At 68.4% G+C, this 22,358-nt stretch carries 19 protein-coding genes and 1 pseudogene; 9 read left to right on the forward strand and 11 right to left on the reverse strand.

What is annotated here, in order from left to right:
• The 3 genes and pseudogenes from KHO18_RS25125 to KHO18_RS25135 all read left to right on the forward strand — a co-directional run.
• Positions 1 to 379, forward strand: a pseudogene (locus tag KHO18_RS25125) (histidine kinase); the annotation flags it as partial.
• Positions 380 to 420: 41 nt separating this feature from the next.
• Positions 421 to 1,347 (forward strand): sensor histidine kinase, encoded by a 927-nt coding sequence (locus KHO18_RS25130; RefSeq protein WP_144195444.1) that lies wholly within the window; start codon positions 421 to 423, stop codon positions 1,345 to 1,347.
• Positions 1,340 to 3,310, forward strand: coding sequence for a hybrid sensor histidine kinase/response regulator (locus KHO18_RS25135; protein ID WP_144195446.1), 1,971 nt, complete (start codon positions 1,340 to 1,342; stop codon positions 3,308 to 3,310). The genes KHO18_RS25130 and KHO18_RS25135 overlap by 8 nt, the downstream gene beginning before the upstream one ends.
• A gap of 10 nt (positions 3,311 to 3,320) precedes the next feature.
• On the opposite strand, the gene KHO18_RS25140 is transcribed toward KHO18_RS25135, so the two are convergent.
• The 3 genes from KHO18_RS25140 to KHO18_RS25150 form a co-directional block, all read right to left on the reverse strand.
• Positions 3,321 to 4,316, reverse strand: a complete 996-nt coding sequence (locus KHO18_RS25140; protein WP_211944090.1) for an oxidoreductase — start codon at positions 4,314 to 4,316, stop codon at positions 3,321 to 3,323.
• 36 nt (positions 4,317 to 4,352) lie between these two features.
• Positions 4,353 to 5,294: a Bug family tripartite tricarboxylate transporter substrate binding protein gene (locus KHO18_RS25145; RefSeq protein ID WP_244845081.1), complete on the reverse strand. Its 942-nt coding sequence runs from the start codon at positions 5,292 to 5,294 to the stop codon at positions 4,353 to 4,355.
• An 86-nt stretch (positions 5,295 to 5,380) separates the two neighbouring features.
• Positions 5,381 to 6,541, reverse strand: a complete 1,161-nt coding sequence (locus tag KHO18_RS25150; RefSeq protein ID WP_211944091.1) for an acyl-CoA dehydrogenase family protein — start codon at positions 6,539 to 6,541, stop codon at positions 5,381 to 5,383.
• A 154-nt stretch (positions 6,542 to 6,695) separates the two neighbouring features.
• On the opposite strand from KHO18_RS25150, the gene KHO18_RS25155 reads away from it, so the two are divergent.
• From KHO18_RS25155 to purT, 4 genes are all read left to right on the forward strand, one after another.
• Positions 6,696 to 7,484 (forward strand): IclR family transcriptional regulator, encoded by a 789-nt coding sequence (locus tag KHO18_RS25155; RefSeq protein ID WP_144195462.1) that lies wholly within the window; start codon positions 6,696 to 6,698, stop codon positions 7,482 to 7,484.
• On the forward strand, positions 7,484 to 8,284 hold the full coding sequence (locus tag KHO18_RS25160; RefSeq protein WP_144195464.1) for an IclR family transcriptional regulator: 801 nt from the start codon (positions 7,484 to 7,486) through the stop codon (positions 8,282 to 8,284). Before KHO18_RS25155 ends, KHO18_RS25160 begins: the two co-directional genes overlap by 1 nt.
• 156 nt (positions 8,285 to 8,440) lie before the next feature.
• Positions 8,441 to 10,642, forward strand: coding sequence for a TonB-dependent siderophore receptor (locus KHO18_RS25165; protein WP_144195466.1), 2,202 nt, complete (start codon positions 8,441 to 8,443; stop codon positions 10,640 to 10,642).
• 149 nt (positions 10,643 to 10,791) lie between these two features.
• Positions 10,792 to 11,994: a formate-dependent phosphoribosylglycinamide formyltransferase gene (gene purT, locus KHO18_RS25170; protein WP_211944092.1), complete on the forward strand. Its 1,203-nt coding sequence runs from the start codon at positions 10,792 to 10,794 to the stop codon at positions 11,992 to 11,994.
• 29 nt (positions 11,995 to 12,023) lie between these two features.
• Here the strand turns inward: purT and KHO18_RS25175 are convergent, their stop codons facing one another.
• The 8 genes from KHO18_RS25175 to KHO18_RS25210 all read right to left on the reverse strand — a co-directional run bounded on the left by KHO18_RS25175 (position 12,024) and on the right by KHO18_RS25210 (position 20,183).
• Positions 12,024 to 13,097: an NAD(P)-dependent alcohol dehydrogenase gene (locus KHO18_RS25175; RefSeq protein WP_211944093.1), complete on the reverse strand. Its 1,074-nt coding sequence runs from the start codon at positions 13,095 to 13,097 to the stop codon at positions 12,024 to 12,026.
• A gap of 142 nt (positions 13,098 to 13,239) precedes the next feature.
• A complete protein-coding gene (locus tag KHO18_RS25180) occupies positions 13,240 to 14,538 on the reverse strand; it encodes a mechanosensitive ion channel family protein (protein WP_211944094.1) in 1,299 nt (432 codons plus the stop codon).
• A 140-nt stretch (positions 14,539 to 14,678) separates the two neighbouring features.
• Positions 14,679 to 15,866, reverse strand: coding sequence for an HD-GYP domain-containing protein (locus tag KHO18_RS25185; RefSeq protein WP_144195474.1), 1,188 nt, complete (start codon positions 15,864 to 15,866; stop codon positions 14,679 to 14,681).
• Between the two features lie 43 nt (positions 15,867 to 15,909).
• Positions 15,910 to 16,623, reverse strand: coding sequence for a hypothetical protein (locus KHO18_RS25190; RefSeq protein WP_144195476.1), 714 nt, complete (start codon positions 16,621 to 16,623; stop codon positions 15,910 to 15,912).
• Entirely contained in the window at positions 16,620 to 17,324 is a 705-nt protein-coding gene (locus KHO18_RS25195; protein WP_244845080.1) for an SCO family protein, read from the reverse strand. Before KHO18_RS25195 ends, KHO18_RS25190 begins: the two co-directional genes overlap by 4 nt.
• Positions 17,317 to 17,928 (reverse strand): c-type cytochrome, encoded by a 612-nt coding sequence (locus KHO18_RS25200; RefSeq protein WP_144195480.1) that lies wholly within the window; start codon positions 17,926 to 17,928, stop codon positions 17,317 to 17,319. Before KHO18_RS25200 ends, KHO18_RS25195 begins: the two co-directional genes overlap by 8 nt.
• Before the next feature lie 32 nt (positions 17,929 to 17,960).
• A complete protein-coding gene (locus tag KHO18_RS25205) occupies positions 17,961 to 18,563 on the reverse strand; it encodes a cbb3-type cytochrome c oxidase subunit II (protein ID WP_186296740.1) in 603 nt (200 codons plus the stop codon).
• Positions 18,564 to 18,566: 3 nt separating this feature from the next.
• Entirely contained in the window at positions 18,567 to 20,183 is a 1,617-nt protein-coding gene (locus tag KHO18_RS25210; RefSeq protein ID WP_144195481.1) for a cbb3-type cytochrome c oxidase subunit I, read from the reverse strand.
• A 334-nt stretch (positions 20,184 to 20,517) separates the two neighbouring features.
• On the opposite strand from KHO18_RS25210, the gene pdxR reads away from it, so the two are divergent.
• The gene (pdxR, locus tag KHO18_RS25215; protein ID WP_211944095.1) at positions 20,518 to 22,026 is read left to right on the forward strand and encodes a MocR-like pyridoxine biosynthesis transcription factor PdxR; all 1,509 of its coding nucleotides are present in this window, start codon (positions 20,518 to 20,520) and stop codon (positions 22,024 to 22,026) included.
• Positions 22,027 to 22,086: 60 nt separating this feature from the next.
• The coding region (locus KHO18_RS25220; RefSeq protein ID WP_211944096.1) for a J domain-containing protein at positions 22,087 to 22,358 on the forward strand (272 nt) is incomplete at its 3' end.

Here is a 22,358-nt window from a genome sequence, read left to right on the forward strand (position 1 = left end):
ACTGGCGCATGGCGCGCTGCGCACCACGCGCGGCGCCGCCGTGACCGCCGCGCGCGCGGACGCCGGCGCCCAGCGCATCCGCTATGCCGGTGCCGGCAACGTCATGGCGCGCGTGATGTCCGGCATCGACGACCGTACGCTGCTGGTCCAGAATGGCACGGCCGGCCTGCAGATGCGCGCCGTGCAGGAGCAGGAGGTGGAGTGGCCGCCGCACGCGCTGCTGATCGTGCATTCGGATGGCATCCAGTCGCGCTGGCGGCTGGACGACCCGGCCGTGCTGCAGCGCGATCCCTCGCTGGTGGCCGCGTTTGTGTTCTGGAAATTCTGCCGGGGCCGCGACGATGCCACCGTCGTGGTGGTTCGCCGCGCGCAGCGGTGATGCCCCCCGGGCCCGCAAGAGACCGTGAGACTGGCCGCGATATGACCCACTCGACTCCCCCGACCCACCCGACCCACCCGACGTCCTCCCCCGACGCCGACCCCGCCGGACTCCTGGCCGCGCTGGCGGCGCGCACCCAGGAAGTGGAGGCGCTGCGCGCCGAACTCGACGAAACCAATCGCGGCGTGCTGGCGCTGTATTCGGAGCTGGACATCCAGGCCGACCAGCTGCGCCAGGCCACCGAGCTGAAGAGCCGCTTCCTGGCCTATATGAGCCACGAGTTCCGCACGCCGATCGTCGCCATCCAGAGCATTACCCGGCTGCTGATCGACCGCGTGGACGGCCCGCTCACCCCCGAGCAGGAAAAGCAGGTGGTGTTCGTGCGCGACACCGCCGCCGAGTTTGCCGAGATGGTCAACGACCTGCTCGACCTGGCGCGGCTGGAGGCGGGGCGCGTGGATGTGTCGCCGGCCTGGTTCGACATGGTGGCCCTGTTCGACGCCCTGCGCGGCATGTTCAAGCCCGTGCTGACCAACCCCGAGGTGTCGCTGATCTTCGAGGCGCCGCACGACGTGCCCAAGCTGTTCAGCGACGACCGCAAGCTCTCGCAGATCCTGCGCAACTACATCTCCAACGCGCTGAAGTTCACGCCCAGCGGCGAGATCCGCGTCTCGGCCGTGTGCGATGGCGACGACACCATCACGTTCTCGGTGCGCGATACCGGCATCGGCATCCCGGCGGAGTCCCACGGCGAGGTATTCCAGGACTTCGTGCAGATCGACTCCCCGCTGCAGCGGCGCTACCGGGGCTCGGGCCTCGGGCTGGCGCTGAGCAAGCGGCTGGCGGAGCTGCTTGGCGGGCATGTCGGCTTCGAGAGCGAAGTCGGCGTGGGCTCGCGCTTCTACGTGACCGTGCCGGTGGCGCTGCCCGTGCCCCCGGGCGCGCCTGCCGGAGACCATCATGGCTGACCACAATGCACCAGCCACCGGCAGGGGCGACACCCCGCCGCTGGTGCTGGTGGTGGACGACAACCCGGTTACGCGCTACGCCACGGTGCGCGTGCTGAGCGCGGCCCGCTTCCGCACCATCGAGGCCGAGAGCGGCCAGGAGGCGCTGCAACGCGCCGACACCAGCGTCTCCGCCGTGGTGCTCGACGTGAATTTGCCGGACATCGATGGCTTTCAGGTCTGCCGCCGCCTGCGCGAGCGCACCGAGACCGCCACCGTGCCGGTGGTGCACCTCTCCGCCACCTACGTGGCCGACTACGACAAGGTGCGCGGGCTGGACGCCGGCGCCAGTGCCTACCTGATCCACCCGGCCGAGCCGGCCGTGCTGGTGGCCACGATCTCCTCGCTGCTGCGCGCCAGCGCCGCCGAGCGCTCGCTGCGCGAGAGCGAGGCACGCTTCCGCGCGATCTACCACCAGGCCATCGGCGGCATCTGCACGCTGGACCTGGAGGGGCGCTTCGTCGATCTGAACCCGGCCATGCTGGGCCTGCTGCAGCGCCCCGCCGACGCGCTGATCGGCCAGCCCGTGGCCGCCTTCGCCCCGCCCGATTGGGTGGAGCGTGTGGCCGAGGCCACCGGCCAGCATCTGCAGGACGGCTGGCAGGGTGCGTTTCCGCTGCGCGACGCGCAGGGCGAGACCATGCACCTGGAGTGGAGCATTTCAGCCGTGCTGGAGAACGGCGTAAAGGTGGCCGTGGTGTCCAACATCACCGACCGCGTGCTGCTGGAGCGCCAGCGCGAGCAGCTGATCGAGCGCGAGCAGGCCGCGCGCGCCGCCGTGGAGCGGCTGAACCGGATGAAGGACGACTTCATCGCCATCCTCTCGCACGAACTGCGCAATCCGCTGAACGTGATCTCGGTCTGGACCCATGTGCTGAGCCGCCACGTGACTTCCGAGGAGGGGCGGCGCGGGCTGGCGGCGGTGGAGCGCAATATCGCCATCCAGCGCCGGCTGGTGGCGGATCTGGTCGATGTGTCGATGCTGAACGTCGGCAAGATGAAGCTCGAACGCGAACTCACCAAACCCGCCGACGTGATTGGCGGCGCGCTGGACAGCATGCTGGCGCAGGCCGCCGAGCGGCGCGTGGCGCTGGACGTGGACCTGCCGGCCACGCTGGTTCCCCGCGCCTGGCTGGACCCGGCGCGCTTCCAGCAGATCCTGTGGAACCTGCTCTCCAACGCCATCAAGTTCTCGCCCGAGGGCGGCGCGGTGCGCGTGGAGGCCAGCTCCGATGCCGACACGCTGCGCGTGCGCGTGGTGGACCAGGGGCGCGGCATCGCCCCGGACTTCCTGCCGCTGCTGTTCGACCGCTTCACCCAGAGCGACGACGCCAACCGGCGCCAGCACGGCGGCCTGGGGCTGGGGCTGGCCATCGTCAAGCATCTGGCCGAGATGCACGGCGGCACGGTGCATGCCGCCAGCGGCGGCGTGGGCACGGGGGCGACCTTCGAGGTCTCGATTCCGCTGGTGGAGCCGGGATCGCCGGACCCTGGCGCCGAGCGCGCCGAGGTGGCGGCCATCCAGCCGGCCGTGCCGCTGAACGCGCTGGACGTGCTGCTGGTGGAGGACGACGACGACGCCGCGGCGGCGCTGTCGGCCATCCTGACGAACGACGGCGCGCAGGTGCGCACCGCGCGCGACTGCGAGGCCGCGCTGGACCAGATCGAGGCCGCCACGCCGGACCTCATCATCAGCGACATCGGCCTGCCCGGCCGCGACGGCAACGACCTGATCCGCGAAGTGCGCATCCGCGAGGCGGTGGCCTCGCAGGCGCGCACGCCGGCCATCGCCCTGACCGCCTTCACGCGCCAGCAGGACCGCCGCGCGGCCATCGAGTCAGGCTTCGACGCGGTGTGCGGCAAGCCGCTGCGGCTACAGGAACTGATGAGCGCGATCGAAAACGTGCTGGGGCCGCTGCAGTGAGCCAGCGGCGTCAGCCCTCCATCCGCACCAGATAGCGCCCGCGCGACTGCCGCGCCAGCATGCGGGCCATGGCTTCGGGGATGTCCTGGAACGCGATCTCATTGGCTACCAGGTCAAGGTGGCGCGGCCGGTAGGCGTCGGCGATCTTCGCCCAGACTTCGCTGCGCAGCGCCATCGGGCTGTTGGCATTGATGCCGATCAACTTCACGCCGCGCAGGATAAATGGCAGCACGGTGGCGTCGAACTGCGCGCCCGCCGCGTTGCCAAAGGCCGTGGCCACGCCGTCTGGCTGGAGCGTGCGCAGCATCCACGCCAGCACCTCCCCGCCCACGGCATCGACGGCGCCGGCCCACTGCGCCGGGTCCAGCGGTTTGCCCGTCGCCTTGGCCACCTCGGCCGGCAGGATCTCCGCCGCGCCCAGCGTGCGCAGGTAGTCGAGTTCGGCGGCCTTGCCGGTCAGCGCCGTCACGGCGTAGCCGCGCCCGGCCAGCATGTCGATGGCGATGCTGCCCACGCCGCCCGTTGCCCCGCTTACCACCACCTTGCCGCGCGCCGGCGCCAGCCCGTTGTGCTCCATCCAGTGCAGGCACAGCCCGGCCGTGTAGCCGGCCGCGCCGAGCGTGGCAGCCTCGCGCAGCGAGAGCCCCGCCGGCAGCGGCATCGCCCAGTCCGCCTTCACGCGCGCGTACTGCGCGTGGCCGCCGTCATGGTCCACGCCGATGCCGAAGCCGTGCACCACCACCGGGTCGCCCTCGCGGAAACGCGCGTCGGACGACGCCACCACGGTGCCGGTCAGGTCGATGCCGCCGATGCGCGGATACTGGCGCACGATGGCGTTGATGCCGGCGGCGGCCAGCGCGTCCTTGTAGTTCAGGCTCGACCACGCCACGCGCACCAGCACCTCGCCGGGCGACAAATCGTCAACGTCCAGTTCGACAAAGCGGGCGGCGGGCGCGCTGGCCCCTGCCGTGGGCGCGTGAAGCCGGTAAGCCAGAAATCGCGACATAGCCTTTCCTATCTATCCATTGCCAATCATTGCCAATCAATCCAGCGACGTGCCGGTGGACTTCACCAGCGCCGCCCACCAGGCGGTATCCGTGCGGATCTGCTGGGCGAACTGCTCGGGCGTGTTGCCGACCGGCTCGGCGCCCTGGTCGATCAACCGCTTGCGCATCTCCGGCCGGGCCAGGATCTTCAGCGTGGCCTGGTTGAGCCGGTCGATGATCGGGCGCGGCGTGCCGGCCGGCGCCATCAGGCCCTTCCAGGCCGTGACCGTGAATCCTTTCAGCCCGGCCTCTTCCGCCGTGGGCACGTCCGGGGCAATCGGCACGCGCTTGTCACTGGCCACCGCGAGCGCGCGCAGCTTGCCGGACTGCACGTGCGGCCACAGCGGCGGCATGTTGTCGATCAACACCGTGATGTGCCCCGCCACCAGGTCCGCCACGGCCGGGCCAGTGCCCTTGTATGGCACGTGCTGCATGCGCAGGCCGGCCATCTGGTTCAGCAGCTCGCCCGCGAGCTGGGCCGGCGTGCCGTTGCCGGGCGAGCCGAAGGTGACCTGCCCGTTATGCGTGCGGGCGTAGGCGATGAACTCGGCCACCGTGGTCACCGGCAGCCCGGCATTCACCACCATCAGGTTGAAGTCGCGCGAGATCATCGTCACCGGCGCGAGGTCGCGCGCGGGGTCGAAGGTCATCTTCGGATACAGGCTCGGGTTGATCACCGTCGGCCCGGCGCTGGCCAGCAGCAGCGTGTAGCCGTCCGGCGCGGCGCGGGCGACGATCTCGCCGCCGATATTGCCGCCCGCCCCGGGCTTGTTCTCGACCACCACGGTCTGGCCCAGCTCCTCGCGCAGCGGATCGGCCAGCAGGCGCGCGACGATGTCTGCCGTGCCGCCCGGCGCGAACGGCACCACGATCCGGATCACCCTATTGGGGTATGCGCCCTGCCCCTGCCCCTGCGCCACCCCCACCACACCCAACATCCCCCATGCAAGACTTGCGACGACTACACATGCTTTGAACATTTTTGTCATCTCCGGTGGTTTTGTCCGGATGTGACATTACACGTTCAGCGCGGCGCCGTCGCCTGCGCGATGGTGCGCCGGGCGATATTCAGCTGTTGGATCTGGCTGGTACCCTCGTACAGCCGGAACAGGCGCACGTCCCGGTAGAAGCGCTCGATGCCGTAGTCGGCGATATAGCCGTAGCCGCCGAACATCTGCACGCAGCGGTCCGCCACGCGGCCGCACATCTCGGAGGCGAAGTACTTGCAGATCGACGCCTCCATGGTCACGTCCGCGCCCGCGTCGCGCTGGCGCGCGGTCTCCAGGATCAGCGCGCGGGCGGCGTGGATGTCGGTCTGGCAATCGGCAATCAGGCCCTGCACGAGCTGGAAGTCCGCCAGCGGCTGGCCGAACTGCCTGCGGCCGGTGACGAAGCGCACGGCGTCGTCGAGCATGCGGATGGCCGGCCCGATGCACAGCGCCGCCAGGTGGATGCGCTGCTTGTTCAGCACCTTCATCGCCGTGCGGAAGCCCTGCCCTGGCTCGCCGCCGATCAGGCTGTCCGCCGGCACGCGGCAATCGCGGAAATAGACCTCGGAGACCGGCGAGCCGGCCTGCCCCATCTTGCGATACGGCGCGCCGGTGGTGAGCCCGGGGGTGTCGCGCGGCACGATGAAGGCCGAGATGCCGGCCGCGCCGGGGGTGTCCGGATCGGTGCGGGCCATCACCGTGAACAGGCCGGCGAGGGGCGCATTGGTGATGAAGCACTTGGTGCCGTTGAGCACGTAGTGGTCACTGTCGCGCCGGGCCGAGGTTTGCAGCGCAGTGGCGTCCGAGCCGGCTTCCGGCTCGGTCAGCGCGAAGGCGCCGGTCACCTCGCCACTGGCCAGCAACGGCAGGTAGCGGCGCTTCTGGGTCGGCGTGCCATCGGCCACCAGCGCCTCCGAGCCGATGCCCGTGTTGGTGCCCACGCGGGCCCGGAACGCCACCGAGCACTGCGACAGCATCATCGCCGCCTGCACCAGTTCCTCGGTGGTCATGCCGGCGCCGCCGTATTCCTCTGGAATCGAATAGCCGAACATGCCTTGCGCGGCCATGGCGTCCACGATGTCGCCGGGCACTTCGTCGCGCTCCGCTACCTCGGCCTCGCGCGGCACCAGGCGTTCACGCACGAAGCGTTGCAATGCGTGCAGGAAGGGATCGAAGACTTCCGGGTCTCGGATCATTCGGTTTTTCGCTCCAGTCGGCACCGACAAAGGCAGGGCATCGCGTCGAGCGTACGGTGGGTGCATCGTTTGCACTATCAATGTTTCGCTATCTTGAACATCGTCTACCCTTATGGAAGAACCCGGCGGCAACACCATACCAAGGGTTAACCCCATGATCTCTCGCCCCCATCATCCCGATCCCGCGTTTGCCACCACGCTGGCCCATGGCCTGGGGCTGCTCCAGTGCTTTCGCGCCGGCGAGACGGTGCTGAGCAACAAGGAACTGGCGGATCGGACCGGCTTGTCGAAGGCCACCATCAGCCGGCTGACGTACACGCTGGCCGCCCGGGGCCTGCTGCTCTACGACAGGCACTTGCGCCGCTATCGGCTGGGCTCCACGGCGCTCTCGCTCGGCTATCCGCTGCTGGCCTCGCTGGGCGTGCGCCAGTTGGCCCGCCCGCTGATGAAATGCCTCAGCGACTGCATAGGCGGCACGGTCTCGCTCGGCATGCGCGACCGCCTGCATATGGTCTACGTGGAGACCGTCCGCGCCCATGACGCCATCGCATTCCGCCCGGAGATCGGGGCGTCATTGCCGATGCTGACCACCGCGATGGGGCGCGCCTGGCTGGCCCAGGCGCCCGAAGCGGTGCGCGCGCCAGTCGTCGCCGGCCTGCGCGAGCACGCGCCGGACGAATGGTGCGACCATGCCCGGGCCGTGCCGGAGGCCATCGAACATCTGGCGCGGTTCGGCTTCACGCGCACGCCGGGCGCCTGGCAGCGCGACGTGCACGCCGTGGCCGTGCCCATGCGCACGCTGATCGACGGGGAAATCCTGATCTTCAACTGCGGCGTGCTGGCCAGCCGCCTGACCCCCGACATGCTCGAGCAGCGCATGGGCCCGGGCCTGATCGAGATGGTGCAGGAGGTGGAATTCTTGTTGCTGACCGGAGCCGGCTGATGGCACCCCATCCGCCCCAGCCCCCCGCCCCGCCCGAGCGCGACCGCCAGTTCGCCACCACGCTGGCGCGCGGCATCGACATCCTGCTGGCCTACCGCCCCGGCGAGTCCCTGCTCGGCAACCGGGATTTCGTGCTGCGCACGGGCTTGTCGAAGTCCACCGTCGCCCGGCTGACCCACACGCTCGCCGCGCTCGGCTACCTGCGCCATGACGTGGCGCTGGGCAAGTACCGCCTGGGCGCGGCGGTGCTGGCGCCGGCCTACCCGCTGCTGTGCGGCATGCCGATCCGCCAGCTTGCCCGCCCGCTGATGCAGGCGATGGCCGGCGAGCTGGGCGGGGCCGTCTCACTGGGCATACGGGACCGGACCCAGATGATCTACGTGGAGACCGCGCTTGCCACCCCAGACCTCGCGTTCGCCCCCGACGTGGGCGCCGCCATGCCGATGCTGGCCAGCGCCATCGGCAAGGCATGGCTGTGCCGGGCGCCGGCCAAGGCCAGCGCGGCCGTGCTGAACCGCCTGCGGCTGGAAGACCCCGAGGCCTACCACCGCGCGGCGCCGGCGCTGGCGCAGGCGCGCAAGGATCTGGCGCGGCATGGCTACTGCACCAGCCGGGGCGAATGGCGACCGGATGTGTTCGGTTTTGCGGTGCCGCTCTGCGCGCGCGTGGATTCCCGCTGGTTTGTCATCCATTGCGGGGTGCTGGCGCAGGCGGGGGCCTTCCATGCGGTCGAAAAGGTCATCGGTCCACGCCTGGTGGCCCTGGCGAACCAGCTCGAGATGCGCCTGGGGCTGCGCTGACGCGGCAGCTATCCATCGCAAAAACACCACAAAAGCCCGCCCCCACGCGGGCTTTTCCTTGACGGCACAACGCCCGCCTAGGATCATTCGACTTTTCCGAGTAACGCGAATCGTTCGTATTCACGTTAGTATTCGCACCTTCGAGCCAACATAACAATGACTTCCAGCTTGCCCAATGCCGCGCGCCGGCAGCACGCGCCGTCGCGCGTGCGCCCTCTGGCCGCTTTCGCCCGGATGGCCGTCCTGACCGGATTCCCGCTGTGTGGCGTCGCCTTCGCCCAGACGACGGAGCCGGCGGCAGCCGCCCCAGCTGAGCAGGCGCTGCCGGCCGTGACCGTGAGCGCGGCGCAGGAAATCGAAATTGGCCCGCAGCTGAAGAAGAAGGCCTCCGGCGGCGCGCTGGGCAACCGCTCGCAGCTCGACACGCCGTTCTCCACCACCATCGTGACCGGCGAAGACCTGGCGGACCGCCAGGTGACCAAGATCGGCGATGTGTTCTTCAACGACGCCTCGGTCTCGGACAACAGCAACGCAAATAACGCGTGGGCGTCGTACACCACGGTGCGCGGCCTGCAGCTCGACTGGCGCAACGCGTACAAGATCAACGGCATGCCGTTCATCAGCTACGGCCTGACGCTGCCCTACGAACAGCTCGAACAGGTGGAACTGCTCAAGGGCGCCTCCGGCTTCATGTACGGCTTCGGCAACCCGGGCGGCACGGTCAACTACGTCACCAAGCGCCCGACCGAGCAGTTCACGGCCAGCGTGGAACTGGGCTACCGCTCGTCGCACGTATGGACCGAGCACGTCGACGTGGGCGGCCGCGCCGGCCCGGACAATATGTTCGGCTACCGCCTGAACCTCACGCACGAGGAAGGCAAGCCCAGCAATGCCGTGGGCATCAACCGCAATTCGGTCTCGCTGGGCCTGGACGCACGCATCACGCGTGACCTGACCTGGACCTTCGACGGCATCTACCAGGACCGCAACACCTGGGGCGCCACGCCGACGTTCTACACCGGCTCCCTGCCTGCCGGCGGCCAGTTGCCGGGCGTGGTCAGCGGCCGCGGCGGCCTGTACGCCGGCCCCGACGCGCACTTCTATTCGAACCTGCAGGTGTACCAGACCGGCCTGCGCTACCGGCTCAACGACGACTGGACCGTCAGCACGACCTACAGCTTCAGCAAGCAGTCGCGCAGCCGTAACGAAACCACGCTCAACCTGCAGAATGCGGCAGGCGACTACACCGATTTCCGCTACGACGGCGCCGAAAGCCAGCAGTTCAGCAACTGGACGTCGATGGTCGAAGGCAAGTTCCGCACGGGCCCGTTCCGCCATGAACTGGTGGCCGGCCTGAGCTGGCAGAAGCAGATCGACCGCTACAGCACCAACTCGGTCTACACGCAGTTGGCCAACGGCAACATCTACGCCCCGTACACCGGCGTGTACTACAGCCAGACCGGCTTCAACAAGTACCGCGCCGGCGACACCGAGCAGAAGGCGGCGTTCGTCAGCGACACCATGTACCTGACCGAGAAATGGTCGGTGCTGGGCGGCCTGCGTGTCACCAACTACGAGCAGAACGGCTACGGCTTCCCGGGCACCACGGGCGGCAACACCAACTTCACCAAGAACGGCCTGATCACGCCCACCGCGGCGATCATGTTCAAGCCGATGCCGAGCACCACGCTGTACGCCAGCTACGTGGAGTCGTTCGACGGTGGCGGCATCGTCTCGTCGTTCTACTCCAACGCCGGCGCCGCGCTGACGCCGGCCAAGAGCCGCCAGTACGAAGTGGGCGCCAAGACGGACCAGGGCCTCTGGACCGGTACGGCAGCGCTGTTCCGCATCGAGCAACGTACGGAATTCGGCCGCAACGACGGCGGCACGCTGCCGGTGTTCGTCCAGGACGGCAAGTCGATCTACCAGGGTGTGGAGATGGCGGGCAGCACGCGGATCGGCTCCCAGTGGGAAGTAGGCGGCAGCGCGATGTACCTGGACAGCTATTACGACCAGGGCCAGCTGAACATCGGCAACCGCGTGGCCGGTGCCCCGAACTGGATCCTGACGGGCCGGATCAGCTACCGCGTGCCGTTCGTGCCGGGCCTGAAGGTTGGCCTCGACGGCAAGTACACGGGTACCACCAAGGTCCGCCCCGAGGGCGACCTGACGGCAGGCGGCTACACGGTGTTCAACCTGGGTGCCTCGTACAGCACCCGCGTGGCCGGCAAGGAGCTGACGCTGCGCGCCGCACTGACCAACCTGGCCAACAAGCGCTACTGGGGCTTCCAGTACGCTGGCTACGTCCAGCCGGCGGACCCACGTGCCGTCAGCCTGACCGCGAAGATCGCGTACTAAGCTGACCTGAGGCGCGTAGTGAGTCGGATGCGCCACCTATGAAACGCCCTGCCCTGGCAGGGCGTTTTGCTTTGGGCCGCTTGGAGCGCCGATCCTGCCGCGTATACAATCGCGGTCTTTACCCGTTCACCCCAGACCTTCGCCCCGCCATGACCACCCTCGGAACGCCCCTCTCCCCCTCCGCCACCAAAGTGATGCTGCTCGGCTCCGGCGAGCTCGGCAAGGAAGTGCTGATCGCACTGCAACGGCTGGGCGTGGAAACCATCGCCGTGGACCGCTACGAGAATGCGCCGGGCCAGCAGGTGGCGCACCATGCCCGCACCATCACGATGAGCGACGGCGAGCAGCTGAAGGCCCTGATCGAGGCCGAGCGCCCGGATCTGGTGGTGCCCGAGATCGAAGCCATCGCCACCCCGATGCTGGAGGCGCTGGAAGCCGCCGGCGTGGTCCGCGTGATTCCCACCGCCCGTGCCGCACGGCTGACCATGGACCGCGAGGGCATCCGCCGCCTGGCCGCCGAGACGCTGGCCCTGCCGACCAGCCCGTACAAGTTCTGCGATTCGCTCGAGGAACTCCAGGCCGCCATCGACGGCGGCATCGGCTACCCGTGCGTGGTCAAGCCGGTGATGAGCAGCTCCGGCAAGGGCCAGAGCAAGATCGACGGCCCCGAGGGCGTCAAGGCCGCCTGGGACTACGCCATGGCCGGCGGCCGCGTGAGCCACGGCCGTGTGATCGTGGAAGGCTTCATCGACTTCGACTACGAAATCACCCTGCTGACCGTGCGCGCCGTGGGCGCCGATGGCCAGGTGGAAACGCAATTCTGCGAGCCGATCGGCCATGTGCAGGTCAGCGGCGACTACGTGGAAAGCTGGCAGCCCCACCCGATGCATCCGCAGGCCCTCGCAACGGCGCAGCACATCGCCCGCGCGGTGACGGCCGACCTCGGCGGCCAGGGGCTGTTCGGCGTGGAACTGTTCGTCAAGGGCGAGCAGGTCTGGTTCAGCGAGGTCAGCCCGCGTCCGCACGACACCGGCATGGTGACGATGATCACCCAATGGCAGAACGAGTTCGAACTCCACGCCCGCGCCATCCTCGGCCTGCCGGTCAGTACGGCGCTCAAGAGCCCCGGCGCCAGCGCCGTGATCTACGGCGGCGTGGAAGCCCAGGGCATCGTCTTCGACGGCGTGGACGACGCGCTGCGCGTGCCGCAGACCGAACTGCGCCTGTTCGGCAAGCCGGAGAGCTTCGAGCGCCGCCGCATGGGCGTGGCGCTGGCCTACGCCGAAAACGTGGACGTGGCCCGCGCGCGCGCCAAGGATGCAGCCAGCCGCGTCAAGCCGCGCAAGGACTGAGGGACTGAGGGACTGAGGGACTACGCCGGTCAAGGCGTGATGGCGACCTTCAGCACGCCGTCACGCTGATTCGAGAACAGGTCGTACGCCTCGACGATGCGTGACAGCGGGAACCGGTGGGTCACCATCGGCCCGAGGTCGAGGCGATTGGTCTCGATCACCTGCATCAGCCGCCGCATCCGCTCCTTGCCGCCCGGGCACAGCGACGTCACGATGCGATGGTCGCCCAGCCCGGCGGCGAAGGCATCGAGCGGAATACGCAGGTCGCTCGAATAGACGCCCAGGCTCGACAAGGTGCCACCCGGCTTCAGCACGCGCAGCGCCGCCTCGAAGGTGGCCTGCGTGCCGAGCGCCTCGATGGAGGCGTCCACGCCCCGCCCCCCGGTCAGGCGCAGGATCTCCGCCACGACGTCCACCTTGCGGAAGTTCACCACGGCATCCGCGCCCATCTTCTGCGCGATGGCCAGACGCTCGTCGAGCCCATCCACCACGATAATCATCCCCGCGCCGCACAGCCGCGCGCCAGCCGTGGCGCAGAGCCCGATCGGCCCCTGGGCGAAAATCGCCACCGCATCGCCAATCTTGATGTTGGCCTGCTCCGCCCCGGCAAAGCCCGTGGACATGATGTCCGGGCACATCAGCACCTGTTCATCGGTCAGGCCGTCCGGAATGGGCGAGAGGTTCGCCTGGGCATCGGGCACCAGCACGTATTCGGCCTGGGTGCCGTCGATGGTGTTGCCGAAGCGCCAGCCGCCCATCGGCTTGTAGCCATGGCCGTGCGCCTGGCCATCCTGCGAAGGCCGCCCGTCCTGGCACGCGTAGGAATGAAAGCTCGGACAGATCGCCCCGGCAATCACGCGCTGGCCCACCCGGTAGCCGGTCACCACGCTGCCAAGCTTCTCGATCACGCCGACCGGTTCATGGCCGATGGTCAGGCCCGGCTTGACCGGATACTCGCCCTTGAGGATGTGGACATCCGTGCCGCAGATGGTGGTGGTCGTGATGCGGATCAGCGCATCGGTCGGCCCCACCTCTGGAATCGGCTTTTCCCGGAGTTCGATCTGTCCGGGCCCCTTGAAGACCAACGCTTGCATGCTTGCCATGACGCACTCCCGACGGTTGCCGCAGATAAACAGGCTAGTCGATGGGACAAGGACATGCCAATCCGGAGCCGGGGTATCTGCGCGCGGGTTGATCGCGTGCAAGCTTGCTGCAAAGTCTGATGTTTTCGATCAATTGACGTTGCTACGCCCGTGCATCCGCCGCCGCCACGGCAAGTGCCGCATGCTGCGCGCCGAGCACCGGGTTGGCCCGCAGCCCGCTCAGGTCCGCGCCGGACGGCGCCTGGTACAGCCGCAGCCCCAGCTCCGGCAGGATCGCCAGCAGGTGGTCGAAAATATCGCCCTGAATGCGCTCGTAGTCCGTCCAGCCGGTCAGCGTGGTGAAGCAGTAGACCTCGATGGGAATGCCCTGCGAATCAGGCTCCATCATGCGCAGGTTCAGCAGCAGATCGTGGTGGATTTCGGGATGGGCGCGCAGGTAGGCCATGCCGTAGGCGCGGAACGTGCCCACATTGGTCAGCCGGCGCCGGTTCACCGGGTCGTCGTCCGGGCCGCTCAGGGTAAGGTTGGCCTGCGCCACCTGGGCCTGCTTGATCTCCAGGTAGTCGTGCAGCAGCCGGAAGCGCATCAGCGCGTGCAGCTCCTCATCCTCCAGGAAGCGCACGCTGGTGGCGTCGATGCGCAGCGTCCGCTTGATGCGCCGCGCGCCGGACTCGAACATGTGCCGATAGTTGCGGTAGCTCTCTGAGAACAGCTTGTAGGTGGGCACCGTGGTGACCGTGTTGTCCCAGTTCTTGACCTTGACCGTGTGCAGCGCGATGTCCATCACGAAGCCATCGGCATTGGACTGCGGCATCTCGATCCAGTCGCCGATGCGCAGCATGTCGTTGGTGGTCAGCTGCGTGCTGGCCACCAGCGACAGCAGCGTGTCCTTGAAAACCAGCAGCAGCACCGCCGAGAGCGCGCCCAGGCCGGAGAGCATCCAGAGCGGCGAGCGGTCGATCAGGATCGACAGCACCAGCACGCCGCAGACCAGCCACAGCGCGAGCTGGGCCACCTGCACGTAGCCCTTGATCGAGCGCGTCTGCGCCCGCTGGCTGCCCGCGAACACGGTCTGCCAGGCCGAGAACACCCCGGACAGCATCAGGAACACGCTGACCCACGTGCCGGCATGGGCCAGCCGCTCAATCAGTTGCGAGAAACGGCCGAGGTTGGGCACCTCGCCGATGCCGAGCGCGATTACCGCCAGGAAGATGGCGTAGCCAAGCCGGCGGTAAATGCGGTGGCGCAGCAGCGCCGCGGCCCAGTTGCGGTGGCCGGACAGGCTCAGCACCCGGTAGACCAGGCGGCCCGCCACGCGCGCGATCAGCCACTGGGCCAGCGCGGCAATCACGCCGAGCGCCAGCACATAGAGCGCAATCTGGGCCGAGGGGTGGGCGGGAAGGCGTTGCTGGAACAGGTCCAGCAGGGCATCGAAATTCATGCGGCAGGCAGGTCGGTCAACAAACAAGCGCCAAGTGTACTAGCCACCCGCCCCGCCGCGACGGCTTTCTCGCCCCCGCCTGCCGTTTTCAGAATCGTCTCACGGCCGATTCTCGATCGGTTGATCGTCGATGCCCACCCTCACCCGTGTGGCGCGTACATCGCCATCAGCTGCTCGTCGGTATAGCCCCACTGGCGCGCGTCCTCGAAGGCCACCACGGTGTCCTCGCTGTGGGACAGGTCGATGACCTGCGGCGGCACCGCCTGGGACGCCGCCACGTTGTAGAACGTCATCACGCGGGGCCGCAGCGGCTCGTCCTCGTTCTGGCCGCACACCACGCCCAGCCGGCTGGAGCGCAGCCGCAGCACCGTGCCAAGCGGGTAGATGCCCACCGTGCGCGTAAACGCCTTGAATACCCGGCGGTCGAACAGCGTGTCCACGCGCACGGCGATGTACTCCACCGCGCGCGCCGGCGCCCAGGCCTGATGGTTGGGCCGGGGCGAGGTCAGCGAGTCATAGGTATCGCAGATCGCCGCGATCTTGGCGTGCACACTGATCTCGTGCTCGACCAGCCCGAACGGGTAGCCGCGCCCGTCCACGCGCTCGTGGTGGTGCACGCAGACGTCGAGCGGGATATTGGTGTACAGGCGCGCCTCGTTGAGGATGCGGTAGCCCGCCGACGGGTGGCGACGCATCTGCTCTTCCTCGGCCGGCGTGAGGTCGGTGGCCTTGTGCAGCAGCGAATCGGGCAGCGTCAGCTTGCCGATGTCGTGCACCAGCCCGGCCAGCCCGAGTTCACGGACCTCGCCATCGGGCAGCTTGAGCGTGCGGCCCACGGCAATCATCAGCGCGCACACGGAGAACGAGTGCAGGTAGGTGTAGTCGTCCTTGGCCTTGAGCCGGGCCATGGCCAGCAGCGCCTGGGAATGGCGCGACAGCGACAGCGACGCCGAATCCACCAGCAGCAGCGCCCCGGCGGTCTCCAGCGCGCGGCCCATGCGCACATCGCTGAACATGTTGCCTACCAAGGAGCGACCACTCTTGATCAGCTCGCGCGCGCGCTCCAGTTCCTCCTCGAAACTGGCCTCGGGATCGTCGTCGGAAAGGTCGGCCTCCATCATCTCCGGCGCGGCCGGCGTGGGGAGGTTGCGGCCCTTGAGGATGTCGATCCACACATCCTGCACGTTGGCCGACTGGATCTGCGTGACCTGGTCGTCGCTGGTGACGAGGAAACGCGAGCGCCAGAACGGGTGGTTGATCCAGGGTCCGCCCAGCCTGGCCACGAACATGCCCACCTGGAGCTGTTCCGCTCGAATTCTTCTCAGCATGCACTTGTCCCTTGAAATGGGTGCGGATGTCTCCGCGAACCCGTCAATCCGGGGCTCTGTCAGGCCCCTTGTCCGGCGCCACGGTCGTTGCCGCGGCACGCAGTTGTTGTTTGCGACCCTTTTGTGTAAGACCCTTTTGGCCCGCGTTAACGGCAATCGCCGGCCAATCTTTAGCGGTTTTTTCGGAATCTTCCGAATTCGACCATCCTGCACGACGCACCACCCAGGCCAGCAGCCAGACCCCAACCCCGGCCGACCCCGCCACCAGCCCGACACCGGCCATGCGCTGGTCGTCGATCAGGTAGCTCGCGCACAGGCGCGCGGGTGCGTCGATGAAGAGCATACCGAAGGTCAGGCCCATCCAGACCATGTTGCCGCCGAAGAACAACACCAGCGGCCACGCCGCCACGCGGAGCGCGATGCCAGTTGACAAGCCGGCCACGAACACCGTAGCGAATTTGGCGGCATTGACCGCCGGCGACAGCCGCGCGAGGTCCAGTGCAATCGGCAGCATCCACAGCCCGTAGCCGAGGGCCGCCACTACCAGCAGGCTCAGCGCGTGCGGCCGCAGCGCCGCCATCGCCCGGGCCTGCCAGCGCGCCGGGGCCAGCCGCGCGGACAGCCAGCCGGCGGCGAATACGCCCGGCAGCAGCGCCAGCATTTGCAGGGCCATCGAGGCTTCCAGGGGCTCCCGCAGCGCTGGTACGGCCAGGGTGACAAAGACGGCGACCAGCGCCAGAGGCCGGACGATTCTCATCGCCCGGCTCCACCCGCCAAGGCATGGCGCTGGGCCAGCGCATAGGCCGCGTGGAAGTCTTCCAGCGCGAAGCTGCCCAGCACCACGCCACGCGCATCCACCACCTGCAGGCCGCCGTTGTGGACGAAGCCGCCGAAGCCGTCCGGAATGGCGATGATGTCGGCCTCGCGCAGCAGCGCCTGCATGGCGGCGGGCGCGTCCGGCGCAGCCACCCGCCATTGCGGCGGCCTGGCGCCGTGCTCGCGGGCGTAGCCGGCCAGATCGGCGCCGGTGTCACGCGGATCGAAAGACAGCGAGATCAGGCCGATCCGGCCGGTCATGCCGTCCGCCTCCAGCTGGCGCGATAGCTGGGCGAACGCGGCCCCGAGCGCGCGGCACACGGTCTGGCAGCGGGTGTAGATGGCATCGACGAGATACACGGCGCGAGCACCCTCGGCTGGCCCTTCGGCTGGTAATTCGCCGAAAAGCCGGTGCGGCTGGCCCAGTTGGTCATGCACCGCGATGGGCGGCAGGCGCATCTGGTGCGCGGCGATGCGCGCCTCGCGGCGCTGGTCAAGCGTCCAGGCCGTCAGGCCATGCGTGATGGCCCAGAGGCCGCTGGCGCCCAGCACGAGCACCAGGCAGAGCACCGCCAGCACCATCAGCACAGCCGGAGACCCGCGCGGGCGCGCGGGCTTAACACGGTGGGCGAGGCTAGCCACCCGGGCTGCCGAGCGCCGCGTCACCATCGAACGGCGCCGCCATGGTGGCGGTCTGGGTGCGCGCGGCGGCCACGGCTTCCGCCGTCACGGGGCCAGCGGTATTGCCCCACTGGCTGCGCACATGGGTCAGCACGGCAGCGATTTCGGCATCGGACAACTGGTCCGCGAAGGCCGGCATCGCCCCGTTGTAGGCGGTGCCCTTGACGGTCAGCTTGCCGGTCACGCCACGCAGCACGATGGACGCCAGGCGCGCCTCCTGCCCCACCACCCATTCCGAGCCCGCCAGCGGCGGGAACACGCCCGGCAAACCCTGCCCGGTGGCCTGATGGCAGGCCACGCAGCGGGCCTGGAACACCGCCGCGCCATCCACGGCGCCGCCGCCGGCACCCTTGGGCTTGCCTTGCAGGTCGGCCAGGGTGCGGCTGTCGCCCAGCGCCGAGGGCTGCTCGCTCTCGGACGTCACGATATAGAACGCCCCCCACGCCACCAGTGCCGCCACCATGGCCAGCACGTAGCGGGGAATCGGCGCGCGGTTCTCGTGCGGATCGGCATTCTCGCGGGCACGCGCCGCGGCGGCCTGCCGTTCTTCCGATGGATCTGCCATCTGTTTCCTCTGCGGATACGCTTGTCGTGTACTTATCGCGGGTTCGACTCGCCGCCGGCGGGCGGCAACACCGCCCCGGTGCGGTTCAGCGACTGGAGATAGGCCACCAGGTCAGACGCGGCGGCGGTTGGCACCACCACCTTGCCCGGCGGCGCGTAGCCCGGGGGCAGCGTCACCGGCTTGTCGCCCGGCTCCGGCGCATCCTTCACATCGAACAAGTACGGATAGCTCGGCATGATGCTGCCGCTCACGTAGGCGCGCGGCTGGTACAGGTGCCCGAGGTGCCAGTCGGCGCCGGGCTGGCGCACGCCGATATTCATCAGGTCCGGCCCGGTCCGCATGGTGCCCAGCAGGTGCGGCTTGTCGTAGTAATAGTCGCCGGCCACGGCCACGCGGCCCCAGCCGCGCTTGTCGTCCGGCGCGTAGGCGCTGTCGCGCGGCTGCTGGGAATGACAGTAGATGCAGCCGTTGGCGATATAGACCTCCCGCCCGCGCAGTTGCGCGGCGGTATAGGGCTTGGTGCCTTCGGTGGGCTTGACGTCCTGGAGTTGCAGATACGGCAGGACGACCAGCGCGCTGGTGGCCAGCGCCAGCATGGTCATGCCCCCCGCCAGCAGGGCGCTTTCATTGTTCACGGTTCAGACTCCCTCGGCAGGTTTTTGGCCCGGCTGGCTGGTTTTGCGCTGGCGGCCCTGGTGGAACAGCGCCGGGCGGTCACGATTGGGCCCGAGGCCGAAGATCGCGCAGACGAAGTTCGTCACGAAGAACAGGTGGCCCGCCAGCATCAGCGCCCCGCCCAGCGAGCGGGCGCGCAGGTAAGGCAGGGTCACGGCGACCGAGTCCATGAACGGCCGCGCCGCGTCCAGCATGGCCAGCCCCTGCAGCCAGCCGCCAATGCTCAGGAAGACGAAATAGATGCCGATGCCGCCCGCCGCGAGCCAGAAGTGCATATAGATCATCCAGCGGTACGGCCATTCGCGGCCGGTCACGCGCGGCACGATGAAGTACAGCGCGCCAAAGAACGCGAAGCTGACGAAGGCGTACAGCCCCAGATGGGCGTGGGCCACCGTGTAGTGCGTGAAGTGGGCCACGCGGTTGACCGCGCGCAGCGCCTCGAACGAGCCCTGGATGGAACTCAGCGTGTACATCATCCCGCCGAAGGTGACGAAACGCAGCGTCGGCGAGTCGATCAGCCGGCGGAAGTTGCCACGCAGCGTCTGGTGCTGGTTGATGGAGAACGCGATCACCGGAATCAGCATCATCATGCTTTGCACGATGGACAGCGTGATCAGCCACCCCGGCACCGGCCCGCCCACGAGGTGGTGGCCTCCCACCTGCCCGTAGAAGAACGCCAGCGCCCAGAAGCCCAGCAGCGAGAGCCCGTACGACCTGACCGGCTGGCCAATGATCTTGGGCAGGAAGTAATAGATGGAAGCCAGCGCCAACGGCGTGTAGAACAGCCCCAGCACGTTATGGCCGAACCACCAGTTCATGGTGGCCTGCTCCACGCCGAAGTGCACACCGGGCACGTTGGCCACCAGGAACAGCACCGGGAACCAGAACAGCGCGCAGCCCATGTACCAGACCGACACGTAGAGGTGATCCACCTTCCGGTTGACCAGCGTCAGCACCAGCGGCACGCCCACGAAGGCGCCGCCCACCACGAACAGGATGTCCACCTGCCAGGGAATCTCGAGCCACTCCATGCCATCGGAAATCCCCGCGCCAATGCTGCCGATGCCGGCAATCAGCCCCGCATTCCACACCGCCGCGCCCAGCACCGCCCAGCGCGCGCCCACCAGCGCCGTCTTGAGCAGTCGGGGCAGCAGGAACAGGGCGATGGCCAGCCCGGCCATTGGCGCCCAGCCGTAGGCCACGGCATTCAGGTGGATGGTGCGAATGCGGCCGAAGGACAGCCAGGGCACGCTGGCGAGCAGGTCCGGTTCGTGCAGCTTGATCGAGGCGGTGAGCCCGGCCATCGACGCCACCACCAGCCACACCATGGCGCAGCAGATGAACAGGAACACGACTGGCGCGGAAGATGCATCGGCAGCATCGCGCGAGGGGTCGTCCATGCCCGGCGTCAGGTGCGCCGAGGCGGGATCCTCGGGCTGCCCGGCCTCGCCGTCGGCAAAGATCACCCGCGCGGCGGCTGGTGAAGTATCGAACAGGCCCTTCTGCATGCTCCAGATAAAGGCCGCCAGCGCGATCACCGAAAGCAGGAACGCGGAGAGCAGAATGGCGATGGTATTCATGGCATTGCCGGCAGGGCATGAGACGAGTCCTGCGCAGATTACGCACGGGGCGATTTGGCGCCCATAGCCACTTCCTGAGATTTTTGGGTGACCACCGCCGCCGGACGTTGCAGGCGCGTTACGCACAGGAGGTGCACAGGGGGCGCGCAGAGGGCACTGAATCGGGGCACCCATGCGAGGCGATCGTCCGGAAGATGGCCGCTTCGGCCCCCTGCCCTTGCAGCCCGGTTTTACCGAATTACCTTAAATTGCATCAAAGATGCAACTTAACTAGAATGGCGCCAGCGCTTGCCAGCGCGCGGTTTCCGACCGATCACTCGCCCCCCGCCCCATCATGAACGTCCACTTGACCATCGAAGGCCGCCACGGCCTGGCCAGTCAGATTTATCGCCAGTTGCGCGCCGGCATTCTCGACGGCCGTCTGGCACCGGGCGAGCGGCTCCCATCGACGCGCGAGCTTGCCACGCAACTTGGTGTTTCCCGGAAGACAACACTCGATGTCTTCGAGCGGCTGACCGCCGAGGGCTATCTGCGCTCGCGCACCGGCGAGGGCACCTTCGTGGCGGCGACCATGACCCGGCGCGGCAACCTGCCCACGCACGCCACGGCGTTGCAGCCGGCAGACCCGCTCTGGGAATCGATGCCGGACGCGCTGCCGATGCGCCAGGAGGGCGTCTCGCCCCAGTACGACTTCATGGGCGGCGTGACCGAAAAGCGCCTGTTCCCGTTCGACCAATGGCGCCGCTGCGTGAGCCATGCGGTACGCGTGCAGGCACGCGCACCGGCCGGCTACCGCGACCCGGCCGGCGAGCCGGAGTTGCGGCTGGCCGTGTCGCGCTACCTGGCCCTCAGCCGCGCCGTGGTCAGCAACTGGCATGACGTGATCATGACCCAGGGCGCCCAGCAGGCGCTGAACGTGCTGGGGCGCGTGGTGCTGCGGCCCGGCGACGTGGTGGCGATGGAAGATCCCGGCTATCCGCCTGCCCGCATGAGCTTCAAGGCGGCGGGCGCGCGGGTGGTGCCGGTGCCCGTGGACGCGGACGGCATCGTGGTCAGCGCCCTGCCCGCGGACGCGCGCCTGATCTATGTCACGCCCTCGCACCAGTTTCCGCTCGGCATGCCGATGAGCCTGGAGCGCCAGCTGGCACTGCTCGACTGGGCGCAGCGGCGCGGCGCGCTGATCGTGGAGGACGACTACGACGGTGAATTCCGCTTCGAGGGCCGGCCGATGGATTCGCTCAAGAGCCTCGACCATGACGGCGTTGTCGCCTATGTGGGCACGTTCTCGAAGACCATTTTTCCGGAGCTGCGCATCGGCTACCTGATTCCGCCCGCCTCGCTGGCGCAGGCGCTGCGCCGGGCCAAGCAGACCGGCGACTGGCACAGTTGCACGCTCACCCAGACCGCGCTGGCCAAGTTCATGCTCGACGGCTACTTCGCCAAGCACCTGCGGCGCATGCACAAGGAGTACGCGGCGCGGCGCGCGGCGCTGCGGCGCTGGCTCGATCACGAACTGTCGCCGTGGCTGGCCCCGCTGCCGACGTCAGCCGGCATCCATCTGGTGGCCGAAATCCGTCCGAACGGCAAGAAGCCGCCTGACGAGGCCGCGTTCATCGCCCGGGCGGGAGCGGCGTCGATCGGCCTCTACGGCATCGGCGGCATGTTCGCCGGGCGGCCGCCGCGCGCGGGGCTGCTGATGGGCTACGGCGGCCTCAGCATCGAAGAGATCGACACGGCCATGCAGCGGCTGCTGGATACTCTCCAGGGCCAGCCGGCGTTACCGGGGGCTGCCCATCTGTTGCCCAACCGGCATACACGGCCGGGCCGGGCCGCTATACCTTGAAACATCCGGAATTCTGCCGTTAATTGTTGTCGGCCTCCGCTATTGCGTCTTTCCTGCTTGATGCATACCCATTACGACAACCTCAAGGTATCCCGCGACGCGCCCCAGGAAGTAATCCGGGCCGCGTACAAGTCGCTTAGCCAGAAATATCATCCCGATCGCCACGCGGACGGCGAGGAAGCCAATCGCATCATGCGGCTGCTGAACGTGGCCTATGACGTCCTGAGCGACCCCGGCCGGCGCGCGGAGCATGACCAGTGGATCGTGGAGCAGGAGCGGATCGAGGCCATGCGCGCCCGCCGCCGCGAGGCGCCGCCGCGCCCCGCGCCGGG

It is taken from the genome of Cupriavidus campinensis (assembly GCF_905397395.1).
GTDB classification, from domain to species: Bacteria; Pseudomonadota; Gammaproteobacteria; order Burkholderiales; family Burkholderiaceae; genus Cupriavidus; species Cupriavidus campinensis.